The sequence below is a fragment of the Mesorhizobium sp. P2_C5_2 genome (assembly GCF_056404535.1).
Map to the genome: position 1 here is coordinate 254334 of NZ_JBFUDV010000005.1, position 12040 is coordinate 266373.

The 12040-nt window shown below is 63.4% G+C and carries 13 protein-coding genes; 10 read left to right on the plus strand and 3 right to left on the minus strand.

Features of this window, described 5'->3' with window-relative positions:
* Nucleotides 1-58 precede the first annotated feature (58 nt).
* From pcaD to pobA, 6 genes are all read left to right on the plus strand, one after another.
* Nucleotides 59-868 carry a 3-oxoadipate enol-lactonase gene (pcaD, locus tag AC1D1B_RS19740; protein WP_477334127.1) on the plus strand — a complete coding sequence of 270 codons (810 nt, stop codon included), beginning with the start codon at nt 59-61 and terminating at the stop codon, nt 866-868.
* Nucleotides 861-1274 (plus strand): 4-carboxymuconolactone decarboxylase, encoded by a 414-nt coding sequence (pcaC, locus tag AC1D1B_RS19745; RefSeq protein ID WP_477262038.1) that lies wholly within the window; start codon nt 861-863, stop codon nt 1272-1274. Before pcaD ends, pcaC begins: the two co-directional genes overlap by 8 nt.
* On the plus strand, nt 1264-2019 hold the full coding sequence (gene pcaH, locus AC1D1B_RS19750) for a protocatechuate 3,4-dioxygenase subunit beta (protein ID WP_477334843.1): 756 nt from the start codon (nt 1264-1266) through the stop codon (nt 2017-2019). The genes pcaC and pcaH overlap by 11 nt, the downstream gene beginning before the upstream one ends.
* Nucleotides 2019-2633: a protocatechuate 3,4-dioxygenase subunit alpha gene (pcaG, locus tag AC1D1B_RS19755; RefSeq protein ID WP_477334128.1), complete on the plus strand. Its 615-nt coding sequence runs from the start codon at nt 2019-2021 to the stop codon at nt 2631-2633. Before pcaH ends, pcaG begins: the two co-directional genes overlap by 1 nt.
* A 112-nt stretch (nt 2634-2745) precedes the next feature.
* On the plus strand, nt 2746-3798 hold the full coding sequence (locus tag AC1D1B_RS19760) for a 3-carboxy-cis,cis-muconate cycloisomerase (RefSeq protein ID WP_477334129.1): 1053 nt from the start codon (nt 2746-2748) through the stop codon (nt 3796-3798).
* Nucleotides 3798-4970, plus strand: coding sequence for a 4-hydroxybenzoate 3-monooxygenase (gene pobA / locus AC1D1B_RS19765; protein WP_477334130.1), 1173 nt, complete (start codon nt 3798-3800; stop codon nt 4968-4970). Before AC1D1B_RS19760 ends, pobA begins: the two co-directional genes overlap by 1 nt.
* Before the next feature lie 13 nt (nt 4971-4983).
* Here pobA and pcaF read toward each other — a convergent pair whose 3' ends face one another.
* From pcaF to AC1D1B_RS19780, 3 genes are read right to left on the minus strand one after another with little or no spacing between them, the layout of a single operon-like run.
* A complete protein-coding gene (gene pcaF / locus AC1D1B_RS19770; protein WP_477334845.1) occupies nt 4984-6189 on the minus strand; it encodes a 3-oxoadipyl-CoA thiolase in 1206 nt (401 codons plus the stop codon).
* A 2-nt stretch (nt 6190-6191) separates the two neighbouring features.
* Complete coding sequence (locus AC1D1B_RS19775) at nt 6192-6980, minus strand: CoA-transferase subunit beta (RefSeq protein ID WP_477334131.1); 789 nt, start codon at nt 6978-6980, stop codon at nt 6192-6194.
* Nucleotides 6977-7834: a CoA transferase subunit A gene (locus AC1D1B_RS19780; RefSeq protein WP_477334132.1), complete on the minus strand. Its 858-nt coding sequence runs from the start codon at nt 7832-7834 to the stop codon at nt 6977-6979. The genes AC1D1B_RS19775 and AC1D1B_RS19780 overlap by 4 nt, the downstream gene beginning before the upstream one ends.
* A 102-nt stretch (nt 7835-7936) precedes the next feature.
* On the opposite strand from AC1D1B_RS19780, the gene AC1D1B_RS19785 reads away from it, so the two are divergent.
* The 4 genes from AC1D1B_RS19785 to AC1D1B_RS19800 all read left to right on the plus strand — a co-directional run bounded on the left by AC1D1B_RS19785 (nt 7937) and on the right by AC1D1B_RS19800 (nt 12001).
* Complete coding sequence (locus tag AC1D1B_RS19785) at nt 7937-8707, plus strand: IclR family transcriptional regulator domain-containing protein (RefSeq protein WP_477334133.1); 771 nt, start codon at nt 7937-7939, stop codon at nt 8705-8707.
* Between the two features lie 118 nt (nt 8708-8825).
* Complete coding sequence (locus AC1D1B_RS19790) at nt 8826-9914, plus strand: Gfo/Idh/MocA family protein (RefSeq protein WP_477334134.1); 1089 nt, start codon at nt 8826-8828, stop codon at nt 9912-9914.
* Between the two features lie 59 nt (nt 9915-9973).
* A complete protein-coding gene (locus AC1D1B_RS19795) occupies nt 9974-10888 on the plus strand; it encodes a sugar phosphate isomerase/epimerase family protein (RefSeq protein WP_477334135.1) in 915 nt (304 codons plus the stop codon).
* Between the two features lie 18 nt (nt 10889-10906).
* Nucleotides 10907-12001: a fatty acid desaturase family protein gene (locus AC1D1B_RS19800; protein ID WP_477334136.1), complete on the plus strand. Its 1095-nt coding sequence runs from the start codon at nt 10907-10909 to the stop codon at nt 11999-12001.
* Nucleotides 12002-12040 lie beyond the last annotated feature (39 nt).

Below are 12040 nucleotides of genomic sequence, written 5' to 3' on the forward strand. Positions count from 1 at the left end.
AAATATCATTTTACCAAACCAAATGCCTTGTGCAATGTGAAGACGGAGGATCGAAATCGTGCCATTCGTCAACATTGGCGGCATCACGCTGCACCATCGTCACTTCAAGGCGGAGGGCAGTGCGAGACCGGTCGTGTTCATCAATTCGCTCGGTACCGATTTCCGCATCTGGGACGAAGTGGTGTCTGAATTGAACGCTGACATGCCCTTGCTGGTTTACGACAAGCGCGGCCACGGGCTCTCCGATATTGGCGGCATCTCCTCGATCGGCGATCATGTCGACGATCTCTCCGGCCTCATCGATCATTTCGGGCTGACCAACGTGGTGCTCTGTGGCCTGTCGGTCGGCGGCCTGGTCGCGCAAGGATTCTATGCTAGGCGTCCAGAGATCGTCGAAGGCCTCATTCTGTGCGACACCGCGCATAAGATCGGCACAGCCGACAGCTGGAATACGCGCATCGCAACAGTCGAAAGCAAAGGCATTCAGGCTATCGCCGACGCCGTGCTCAAGGTGTGGTTCACGCCGGCCTTCCACACGGAACGTGTCGCCGAGCTTGACGGCTACTGGAACATGATGACCCGGCAGGCTCCTGCTGGCTACGTTGGAACCTGCGCCGCGGTGCGCGATGCGGATTTCACCCAGGCAGCGCAGGCCATCGCCGTGCCCACGCTTTGCGTCGTCGGCGACCAGGACGGCTCGACGCCGCCGGACCTCGTCCGCTGGCTGGCCGACCTCATTCCCGGCGCGCGCTTTGAGATCATCAGGGATGCCGGCCACATCCCGTGCGTCGAGCAACCCGGGGCGCTGATCGCCCTGATCCGAGAATTTGTCGCGTCGCTTCCTCAGAGAAAGCAGATCCATGGATGAAGTGTCCAAGAACGAAACCAGATACCGGGCCGGGCTGACGGTGCGGCGCTCGGTGCTCGGCGACCCGCATGTCGATCGCAGCGAGGATGCCGTCACCGATTTCGACCGGCCGTTCCAGGAGCTGATCACCGAGGCAGCCTGGGGGACGGTGTGGGCGCGGCCGGGTTTTAGCAAGCGCGAGCGCTCGATCGTGACGCTGGCCCTGCTCGCCGCGCTCGGCCATGATGAAGAGGTCGCCATGCATGTGCGCGCCACCGCCAACACAGGGGCGTCGCGCGACGATATCTGCGAAGCGTTCCTGCATGTCGCGATCTATGCCGGCGTGCCGGCGGCCAACCGCGCCTTCAGGATCGCCAAGGAGGTGTTTTCGGAAATGGACGGAAGCAGGAATGGCCATGCCAGCTGATGCCGGCTCGAACCGCAGGCCCGAGACCGGCGCCTTCTTCCAGCGCGACAGGAGCTGGCACCCGCCGGCGCTGACGCCGGACTACAAGACTTCCGTTCTGCGCTCGCCGCAGAAGGCGTTGCTGGCCTTCGACAACACGGTGTCGGAAATCACCGGCCCGGTGTTCGGCCACGCCATGCTGGGCGAACTCGACGCCGACCTCATCCACAATTTCGCCAGGCCCGGCGAAAGCGCAATCGGCGAGCGCATCATCGTCTATGGCCGGGTCCTCGACGAGCGCGGCGTTGGCGTCTCGGGCGCGCTGCTTGAATTCTGGCAGGCCAATGCAGGCGGCCGCTACCGCCACAAGAAGGACGGCTATCTCGCGCCGCTCGATCCGAATTTCGGCGGCTGCGGCCGCACCATCACCGATGCCGAAGGCAGCTATGCCTTTCGCACCGTGAAGCCAGGTCCGTATCCCTGGCCGAATGGGCCGAATGACTGGCGGCCCTCGCACATCCATTTCTCGGTGTTCGGCCATGGCTTTGCACAGCGGCTGATCACGCAGATGTATTTCGAGGGTGACCCGTTGATCTGGCGGTGCCCGATCGTGCGCGGTATCCGCGACAAGGCGGCCGTCGAGACGTTGATCGCCGCGCTCGATATGCAGGCGACGATCCCGTTCGACGCGCGCGCCTACAAGTTCGACATCGTGCTGCGCGGACGCCGCGCCTCGCTGTTCGAAAACCGGCCGGAGGGCAATTGATGGCGCAGTCGCTCACCCGGCTGAAGGAAAGCCCGTCGCAGACGGCGGGGCCCTATGTCCATATCGGGCTGACGCCGAATTTCGGCGGCATAGGCGGCGTCTATGCCAGCGACCTCGGCGCGACCATGGTCAACGACAAGACCAAGGGCGAGCGCATCGGCCTCAGGATTCGTGTGCTCGACGGAACCGGCACGCCGCTCAGGGATGCATTGATCGAGATCTGGCAGGCGGATGCCGACGGTTTCTACAATTCGCCGGCCGAGTTGCGCGGCGATGCCGATCCGGATTTTCAGGGCTGGGGCCGCCAGCCGACCGACATGGAAACCGGCCTGTGCAGTTTTCAGACGGTCAAGCCGGGCCGCGTGCCGTATGGCGACGGGCGGCTGATGGCGCCGCATATCAGCCTGTGGATCGTTGCTCGCGGCATCAATATCGGCCTTCACACGAGGCTGTATTTCTCCGACGAGGCAAAGGCCAATGCCGAGGATCCGATCCTGGCCCGCATCGAACACCGAGTGCGCGTGCCGACGCTGATCGCCGAGCGGCAAGGCGACGACTATATTTTCGATGTCCATCTCCAGGGGGAGAAGGAAACGGTCTTCTTCGACAGCTAGAGCGGTTCATCGTTTCACGGAAACGCTGAACGGCTCTAGCTCCTTTTCTGACGCAATTCCGGACGGAAAACCGCTTTACACTTTTCCTGGAATTGCTCTGTGAGACCCGCGCATGACCGTATCGCCCTTCGACCATCCGCTGCTGTCCGGCCTTCTCGGCGACGAGGAGGCGGCACGGCATTTTTCCGCCGATGCGGAAATTGCCGCCATGCTTGATTTCGAACGCGCGCTGGCGGAAGCGGAAGCCGAAAGCGGGATCATCGGCAAGGATGCCGCGGCGGCGATCGTGTCTGTCCTGTTGTCCTACAAGCCCGATACTACGCGGCTGCGGGCCGGCGTGGCGAAAGATGGGGTGATCGTTCCCGAACTGGTGCGCCAGTTGAAGGCTGCGGTCGGCGCGCCGCATGACGCAAGCGTGCATTTCGGCGCAACCAGCCAGGATGTCATCGACACCGGCCTGGTGCTTCGGCTGCGCCAGGTGATCGACCATGTTGATCTCTTGCTGACCGAAAACATCCTGCGGCTGACGGCGCTGGAAGAACGCTTCGGTGGCAAGGCGCTGACCGGGATGACACGCATGCAGCCGGCGATCTCCATCCGCGTGTCGGACCGTGTTGCGGCGTGGCGCGCGCCACTGCAACGGCATCGGCAGAGATTGTCGCAACAGTCGCCACGCCTGCTTGTGGTGCAGTTTGGCGGCGCTGCCGGCACGCTGGAGAAACTGGGCGACAAGGGACCGGCGGTGCGCGCGGCGCTTGCTGCTAAACTCAGCCTTGGCGACGCGCCGCAATGGCACAGCCAGCGCGATGCGCTCGCTGATTTTGCAGGTTGGCTGTCGCTGGTGACCGGCAGCCTCGGCAAGTTCGGCCAGGACATCGCGCTGATGGCGCAAGGTGGAACCGACATCAAGCTGTCCGGCGGCGGCGGCTCGTCGGCCATGCCGCACAAGCAGAACCCGGTGAAGGCGGAGGTGCTGGTGACGCTGGCGCGCTTCAACGCCACGCTGGTTTCCGGCATGCACCAGGCGTTGGTGCATGAGCAGGAGCGCTCGGGCGCCGCGTGGGCGCTGGAATGGCTGCTCCTACCGCAAATGGCGGTTGCGACAGCGGCAGCGTTGCGGCTCGCCGCTGAGCTTTCCGGACAGATCGAAAGCCTGGGGCACTGATGCGCACAAAAATCGTCATTGTCGGCTCCGGACCGTCTGGCCTGCTGCTCGGCCAGCTGCTCAGCACCATCGGCGTCGAGACGGTGATTCTCGAGCGTTCGAGCCGGGAGCACGTGCTTGGCCGCGTGCGGGCAGGGGTGCTCGAACAGGGCACGGTCGAGTTGCTGGAGGAGGCGGGCGCGGCTGCAAGGCTGCATGCCGAGGGTCTGCCGCATGCCGGCATCTCGCTCGCGTTCGGCGGCAGCCTGCACCGGCTTGATCTCACGGCGCTGACCGGCGGCAGGCACGTCACCGTCTACGGCCAGACCGAAGTGACGCACGATCTGATGGACAAACGCGAGGCGGCCGGGCTGACCACTGTCTACGAAGCGGCAAACGTCGCGTTGCATGGTTTCGATGGCGAAGCGCCTTACGTCACTTATGAAAAAGATGGCGTCAGCCATCGCATCGATTGCGACTTCATCGCCGGCTGTGACGGTTATCACGGCGTCAGTCGCAAATCGGTGCCCGAGCGCGCGCTGAAAACCTTCGAGCGGACCTATCCGTTCGGCTGGCTCGGTGTGCTGGCCGAAGTGCCGCCGGCCGATCACGAACTGGTCTATGCCAATCACGAGCGCGGCTTTGCGCTGTGCTCGATGCGCTCGACCCATCGCAGTCGCTACTATGTGCAGGTTCCGGTCGACGAGCGTGTCGAGGCCTGGAGCGACGACCGCTTCTGGGATGAGTTGCGCCGCCGCTTGCCGGAGAAGACTGCTGCCGCCGTCGTTACCGGCCCGTCTTTCGAAAAATCGATCGCGCCGCTGCGTTCCTTCGTTGCCGAGCCGATGCGCTTCGGCCGGCTATTCCTGGTTGGCGACGCCGCCCATATCGTGCCGCCGACAGGCGCCAAGGGGCTCAACCTCGCCGCCAGCGACGTCCGCTATCTCTTCGCCGGGCTTCGCGAATTCTATCTGGAGAAATCACTGGGCGGGCTCGACGCCTATTCAGCCAAGGCGCTGGCAAGGGTCTGGAAAGCAGTACGGTTCTCCTGGTGGATGACGACGATGCTGCACCGCTTTCCCGATACGGGCGATTTCGGCCAGCGCATCCAGGAGGCCGAGCTCGACTATCTCGTCCATTCGCAAGCGGCGTCGACCGCTCTTGCCGAGAACTACGTCGGACTTCCTTATTGATCGGTGGAAGCCGTCAAACCCGCTCGAGCGCCACCGCGATGCCCTGGCCGACGCCGATGCACATTGTGGCGAGCGCATAGCGGCCGCCGCGCTCGCGCAGTTCCAGCGCCGCGGTGCCGGCAATGCGCGCGCCCGACATGCCGAGCGGATGGCCGAGCGCGATGGCGCCGCCATTCGGATTGACGTGCTCCGCATCCTCGGCAATGCCGAGTTGGCGGAGCACGGCGATGCCTTGGGAGGCGAAGGCTTCGTTGAGTTCGATGACATCGAATTGCTGCGGCGTCAGGCCGAGGCGGGCGCAGAGCTTCTGCGTCGCCGGTGCCGGGCCGATGCCCATGATGCGTGGCGCCACGCCGGCGGCCGCACCGCCGAGGATGCGGGCGATCGGCGTTAGGCCGTATTTCTTCACAGCTGCTTCCGAAGCGACGATCAGCGCCGCCGCGCCATCGTTGACGCCCGACGCGTTGCCGGCGGTGACCGTCCCGCCCTGGCGGAACGGTGTCGGCAGTTTGGCCAAAGACTCGACCGTGGTTCCGGCGCGGGGATGCTCATCCTTCGATACGATAATCGCATCGCCCTTCTTCTGCGGGACGGTCACCGGGGTGATCTCCTTCGCCAGCCGGCCATTGGCCTGGGCTGCGACTGCCTTGTCCTGACTGCGCACGGCGAAGGCGTCCTGGTCAGCGCGCGACACGGAAAAATCCTCGGCGACGTTCTCGCCGGTTTCGGGCATGGAATCGACGCCATACTGTTTCTTCATCAGCGGATTGATGAAGCGCCAGCCGATGGTGGTGTCGTGGATTTCGGCATGGCGCGAAAAGGCGGTCTCGGCCTTGGGCATGACGAAGGGGGCGCGGCTCATCGATTCGACGCCACCGGCGATCATCAATTCGGCCTCGCCTGCCTTGATGGCGCGGGCGGCGATGGTGAGCGCATCCATACCGGAGCCGCAGAGGCGATTGACGGTCGAGCCGGAAACCTCCTTCGGCAATCCGGCCAGCAGCAGCGACATCCTGGCCACGTTGCGGTTGTCCTCGCCGGCCTGGTTGGCGCAACCATAGACGACGTCGTCGATAGCCTGCCAGTCGATGCCGGAATTGCGCTCGATCAGCGCCTTCAGCGGGATGGCGCCAAGATCGTCGGCGCGTACCGAAGACAGCGAGCCGCCGAAGCGACCGATCGGGGTGCGGATGTAATCACAGATGAAGGCCTCGGCCATGGTCATGCAGCCTTTTCTTTTCCGCTTCCCTCATGCGCCGCCTTGGTGCGGGCCTGCAGGTCGCGCAATGTCGTCAGTTCGAGCGTGGTCGGCGCTGGCGTCTCTTCAAGCGCATCGGCGAATTTCACCACCCAGCCACAGGTCTCCTGCACCTGCTGGCGTGTGACGCCGGGATGCAACGACACCACGGTGAACTCCTTGCTCACCGGGTCGGGCTTCCAGATGGCGAGATCGGTGATCAACAACGTCGGACCAGCGGTGTCGATGCCGAGGCGCTGGCGATGATCGCAGCCGTCGCCATGGCCGAAGGAGGTGAAGAAGTCGATCTTTTCGACCATGCCGCGCTTGGTCTGCGCCATGGTGATGTAGATTTCCTTCGACGAGGTGGCGATTTCCGGCGCGCCGCCGCCGCCGGGCAGGCGGGTCTTGGGGTGCGCATAGTCGCCGATGACGGTGGTGTTGATGTTGCCGAATTTGTCGAGCTGGGCCGCGCCGAGGAAGCCGATGGAGATGCGGCCGCCCTGCAGCCAGTAGCGAAACATCTCCGGCACCGAGACGGTGGTGACGGCGGTGTCGCAGAGTTCGCCGTCGCCGATCGACAGCGGCAAGACGTCGGGCGCAGTGCCGATGGTGCCGCTTTCATAGATCAGCGTGATGTCGGGCGCGTGCGTCAGCCGCGCGACGTTGCAGGCGGCAGACGGCGCGCCGATACCGACAAAGCAGACATCATCGTTCTTCAACGCACGGCTGGCGGCAATCGTCATCATCTCATTGGGGGTGAAGCCGCTCATGCCGCGCTCCTCAGATGTTCGACGCGGCCGGCGAAATCGTCCGCCGTGCGCTCGATGACATTGGCCTGCATCCAGGCCTGGAATTTTTCACGGTCGGCAGCGATGTCGTCCCATTCGAGATAGGCGGCGTTGTCGCGCGCATAATAGCCGTGCGTGTAGGAGGGATGCGAACCGCCGGGCACGACGGATATCGCAGCGATCGTCCAGCGCGGCAGCACGGTGAGGTTGGGGTGGAGGTCGTCGAAACTGTCGACGACTTCCTCCACCGTCACCACGGCGCGCTTTGCGGCCAGCACTGCTTCCTTCTGGATGCCTATAATGCCTTCGACCAGCACATTGCCTTTTTTGTCGGCCTTCTGCGCGTGGATGAAAGTGACGTCGGGGCGGATCGACGGGACGGCGGCCAGCACCTCGCCGGTGAACGGGCAGGTGACCGAGCGAATGTTGGGATTGACCGCCGTCAGCCCGGCGCCGCGATAGCCGCGGAACACCGCGCAGGGCAGGCCGGAAGCACCCGCCTCATAGGCGTTGGCCATGCCGGCATGGCTGTGTTCCTCGATCTCGATTGCCCGGGGAAAGCCGTTCTCGATGGCATCGCGGGCGCGCCGCAGCAGGCCGACGCCGGGATTGCCGACATAGGAGAAGATGATTTTCTTCGCCATGCCCATGCCGATCATCTGGTCGTAGATCAAATCGGGTGTCATGCGGATCAGGGTCAGGTCGCGAAAACCCTGGCGGATCGCCTCATGCGCCGCCGCCGTCGGGATCAGATGGGTGAAGCCTTCGAAGGCGACAGAGTCGCCATCGTGCAGGTTCTCGGCCACTGCCTGTTTGAGCGGCTGGAATTTGACCATCGCTGGAGCTCCAAAAGTTCGCATTGCAAACAAATGTTTTATATGCGATACTTCTACATCGGATCCTAACGTCGAGTCAATAACGTCGCTTGTGGAGGCCATATGGACGACGAGGGAACGACGCGCGACCATGTCGGCTCGCTGGAACGCGGCCTTGCGGTCATGGAGATTCTTGCCCGGCATCCGGCAGGCCTGACGCTGACCGAGATGGCGGAGGAGGCGGGGCTGACTCGCGCCGGCGCTCGCCGCTTTCTGCTGACGCTAACCGCGACGGGTTACGCGACGCATGCCGGTCGACTGTTTTCGCTTTCGCCACGTCTCCTGACTGTCGTGCGGACCTGGCTTGGCGGCGCTTCGCTGTGGACCTTTGCTGCGCCGATCATGCGTGAGCTGGCTGGGCAGTTCAACGAGGCCTGCAACGCGGCGGTGCTGTCTGGCGAGGAGGTCGTCTATGTCGCGCGCATACCCGGCCGTCGCATCCTCAGCGTGTCGCTCGATGTCGGCACCAGGCTGCCGGCGCATTGCACCTCGATGGGGCGCGCCCTGCTTGCGGGGCTCGCGCCGGACGAACTGAAGTCCTTCCTTGCCGAGGCAAGGATCGAGCGACGGACGCCGAAGACGATCACCAGCCGTGCAGCACTTGGCAAGGCGATCGACGCGGCGAGGGCGGATGGCTTTGCTATCGTCGATGAGGAACTGGAGCTCGGCCTGCGCTCGATCGCCGTGCCGATTGCCGACCGATCCGGTTGGACGGTGGCGGCAATCAACATGTCGACCCAGTCGGCGCGGTTTTCGGTGGCAGAGATGGAGCGGGATATCCTGCCGGCGCTGCGGAAGGCCAAGCAACGCGTCGAGGAATTTTTCTTCGTCTGACCGGCGCGCGAACTGTCCTAAGCCTGGCGCTGCCATGGTTCTGATGGGAATTGATGGAGCGGAGCTTGGCCGATGGACCGGCCATGGCGTTATATCCTGTCCCCTAGTGGAGGAATGGATGGCAGGCCAGGGTTTCCAGCCGGATGTGAGGATTCGCAGCGGCGAATACCGGATCGGCTGCATCGGTGCCGGCATGATCATGGCCGAATGCCATCTCGCCGCCTATGCGCAGGCCGGCTTCCCGGTGGTGGCGATCGCCTCGCGGACCAAGGCGAGCGCCGAGAAGGTGGCGAAGCGCTGGGGCATTGCGACCGTTCACGACACGCCGGAACAGCTGATCGAGGATCCCCAGGTCGAGATCGTCGACCTTGCCTTTCCGCCCGACCAGCAGCCGGCACTGATCCGCCATGCGCTAAAGCAGCCACACATCAAAGCGATCCTGGCGCAGAAGCCATTGGCGCTGTCGGTCGAGGAGGCGGTCAAGCTACGCGACGAGGCGGCCAAGTCCAGCAAGATCCTCTCGGTCAACCAGAACATGCGCTACGACCAGTCGATGCGTGTCTTGAAGCAGATCGTCGACGGAGGCGCGCTGGGCGAGATCGTCTTCGCGCAGATCGACATGCATGCTATCCCGCACTGGCAGACATTCCTTGCGGACTATGACCGGCTGACGCTGGCAAACATGAGCGTGCATCATCTCGACGTTCTGCGCTTTCTGTTCGGCGATCCCTCGGAGATCACCACGCTGACGCGCAAGGACCCGCGCACGACATTCGATCATTCCGATGGCATCACCGTGTCGACGCTGCGGTTCCCCTCCGGCGTGCTTGCCGTGTCGCTCGAGGATGTCTGGTCCGGACCGCGCCAGGAAGGCTACCGGGACGACCAGCACATCAACTGGCGCGTCGACGGCACCAAGGGTGTGGCCAAAGGCACGATCGGCTGGCCGACGGGCGTGGTCTCGACGCTGACTTATGCGTCGACCGAGACGACCGGTGGAGAGTGGGTCAGCCCGAGCTGGGACACGATGTGGTTCCCGCACGCCTTCATCGGCGTCATGGAACAATTGCAGCATGCGGTGAAGACGAGCACGCCGCCGGCGCTGTCCGTTGCCGACAACGTCATGACGATGGCGCTGGTCGAGGCCGGTTATCGCTCGATGGCGGAAGGCCGCACCGTCAAGCTGTCCGAGATATCGATCGACTGAACATTCCTTGCCGCCGAATAGCGTGGCGGCTGAATCGCTTACCGGGAGGAGTTCACATCATGATGCAGGCAGGGATCTTCACCGGCTATTTCCCCTATGAGATCGCAGAAGCGGCCCGGCGCATCCGCGCACTCGGTTTCAACACGGTGCAGCTCGACATGCATTTCAGGGATATCGACCTGTCCGCCGGGCAGATCACCAGGGATAAGGCAAGGACGGTGCGCGACACGTTCCGCGACCACAACCTGCCGGTCTGCTGTATCTCCGGCTACACCAACATCATCCACCCTGACAAAGCCGAGCGCGAGAAGCGCGTGGATTATCTCAAGGAGATTATTCGCAACGCGCGCGATTTCGGCTCGCCCTACGTGATCTCGGAGACCGGCACCTACAACACCGAATCCGACTGGGTGCATCACCCCAAAAACAAGACCGAGGAAGGTTTTGAGGAATGCCGCAAGGTGATCTCGGACCTTGCCCACACGGCCTATGACCATGGCGCGGTGTTCCTGCTCGAAACCTATGTCAACAATGTCGTCGGCTCGGTCGAGGAGACGGTCAAGATGTTCGCGCAGGTCGACCATCCCGGCCTTGGCCTGCTGATGGACCCGACCAATTATTTCGAGGCGCACAATATCGACCGTATGGACCAGGTGCTGAACCAGGTGTTCGACACGCTGACCGACAGGATCCGGATCGCGCATGCCAAGGACGTGAAGCGCTCTGGGGCTGACAAGACGGAGAAGCATGCCGATATCGGCGACGCGGACGCGCATGAGGGGCTGACCTTCCGTGGCGTCGGCGAGATTGAATTGCCGGCGCCCGGTCTCGGTTCGCTGAACTACGATCTTTATCTGCAACGGCTCAGCGAGAAGCATCCGAACATCCCCGTCATTATCGAGCATCTGACCGAGGATGACGTGCCGCGGGCGAAAACATTTCTCGACGGGAAATTCCGCGCCAACGGGCTTTGAGAGCAGGGCGAGACGGCGATGGCGACGGCGGCCAAGACAAAGCGCGATTACAGCCTGGTCGGCGAAAGCACCCGCCAGGCCATCGAGACCGGGCTGGCCTCGGCCGAGTGGTATCACACCGACGTGCCGCGCAAGGCGATGAAGGAGCTGATGCAACGCTCCGACGGGCCGGCGATCCGAGACACGGTGATCTGGATCGCCGCGATCCTGGGCTCGGCAGCCGGCATAATCTGGTTCTGGGGCACGTGGTGGGTGGTGCCGTTCCTGCTTGTCTATGGCGTACTCTATGGCTCGTCGAGCGACTCGCGCTGGCACGAATGCGGCCATGGTACTGCCTTCCGCACCCGCTGGATGAACGACGTCGTCTATGAGATTGCCTCGTTCATGCTGGTGCGCAATCCGGTGCAGTGGCGCTGGAGCCACGCCCGTCACCATACCGACACGATCATCGTCGGCCGCGACGCCGAGATCGCCGTCATGCGTCCGCCGGACCTGTTGCGGGCAGCGCTCGCCTTCACCGGTATCCTCGACTTCCGTTACGCGCTGCCGACGCTGGTCCGGCAGGCATTCGGCAGACTTTCCGATGACGAGAAGAGCTATATTCCGGAGATGGAGCAGGCGAAGGCGGTCACCGCCGCGCGCTGGCACATGGCCATATACGTTGCGACGATCGCTTTCGCGATCGCGCTGGGGTCATGGCTGCCGCTGGTGCTGATCGGCCTGCCGCGCCTCTACGGCAGCTGGCACATGGTGCTGACCGGCCTGCTGCAGCATATCGGGCTGGCCGACAATGTCGTCGACCATCGGCTCAACAGCCGCACGGTTTACATGAACCCGGTCAGCCGCTTCATCTACTGGAACATGAATTATCACGTCGAACACCACATGTTCCCGATGGTGCCCTATCACGCGCTGCCGAAGCTGCATGAACTGATCAAGCACGACCTGCCGGTGGCGAACCCATCGATGTGGCACGCCTATCGCGAGGTGTGGCCGGTGCTTTTGAAGCAGCTGCGATACGAGGACTATTTCCTCAAGCGCGAATTGCCGCCTATGGCGCGGCCTTATCGCGGTGAGTTCCACGAGGTCGATATGTCGGCGGCGGCCAAATAGCGAATAAACCACCCGCCTTCTATCCGGCCTGTTACGTGG

What these genes read in the sequence shown, in the direction of transcription:
- pcaC (WP_477262038.1), top strand. Translation starts at nt 861, where the DNA reads ATGGATGAAGTGTCCAAGAACGAAACCAGATACCGGGCCGGGCTGACG.
- pcaH (WP_477334843.1), top strand. Translation starts at nt 1,264, where the DNA reads ATGCCAGCTGATGCCGGCTCGAACCGCAGGCCCGAGACCGGCGCCTTC.
- pcaG (WP_477334128.1), top strand. Translation starts at nt 2,019, where the DNA reads ATGGCGCAGTCGCTCACCCGGCTGAAGGAAAGCCCGTCGCAGACGGCG.
- AC1D1B_RS19760 (WP_477334129.1), top strand. Translation starts at nt 2,746, where the DNA reads ATGACCGTATCGCCCTTCGACCATCCGCTGCTGTCCGGCCTTCTCGGC.
- pobA (WP_477334130.1), top strand. Translation starts at nt 3,798, where the DNA reads ATGCGCACAAAAATCGTCATTGTCGGCTCCGGACCGTCTGGCCTGCTG.
- pcaF (WP_477334845.1), bottom strand. Translation starts at nt 6,189, where the DNA reads ATGGCCGAGGCCTTCATCTGTGATTACATCCGCACCCCGATCGGTCGC.
- AC1D1B_RS19775 (WP_477334131.1), bottom strand. Translation starts at nt 6,980, where the DNA reads ATGAGCGGCTTCACCCCCAATGAGATGATGACGATTGCCGCCAGCCGT.
- AC1D1B_RS19780 (WP_477334132.1), bottom strand. Translation starts at nt 7,834, where the DNA reads ATGGTCAAATTCCAGCCGCTCAAACAGGCAGTGGCCGAGAACCTGCAC.
- AC1D1B_RS19785 (WP_477334133.1), top strand. Translation starts at nt 7,937, where the DNA reads ATGGACGACGAGGGAACGACGCGCGACCATGTCGGCTCGCTGGAACGC.
- AC1D1B_RS19790 (WP_477334134.1), top strand. Translation starts at nt 8,826, where the DNA reads ATGGCAGGCCAGGGTTTCCAGCCGGATGTGAGGATTCGCAGCGGCGAA.
- AC1D1B_RS19795 (WP_477334135.1), top strand. Translation starts at nt 9,974, where the DNA reads ATGATGCAGGCAGGGATCTTCACCGGCTATTTCCCCTATGAGATCGCA.
- AC1D1B_RS19800 (WP_477334136.1), top strand. Translation starts at nt 10,907, where the DNA reads ATGGCGACGGCGGCCAAGACAAAGCGCGATTACAGCCTGGTCGGCGAA.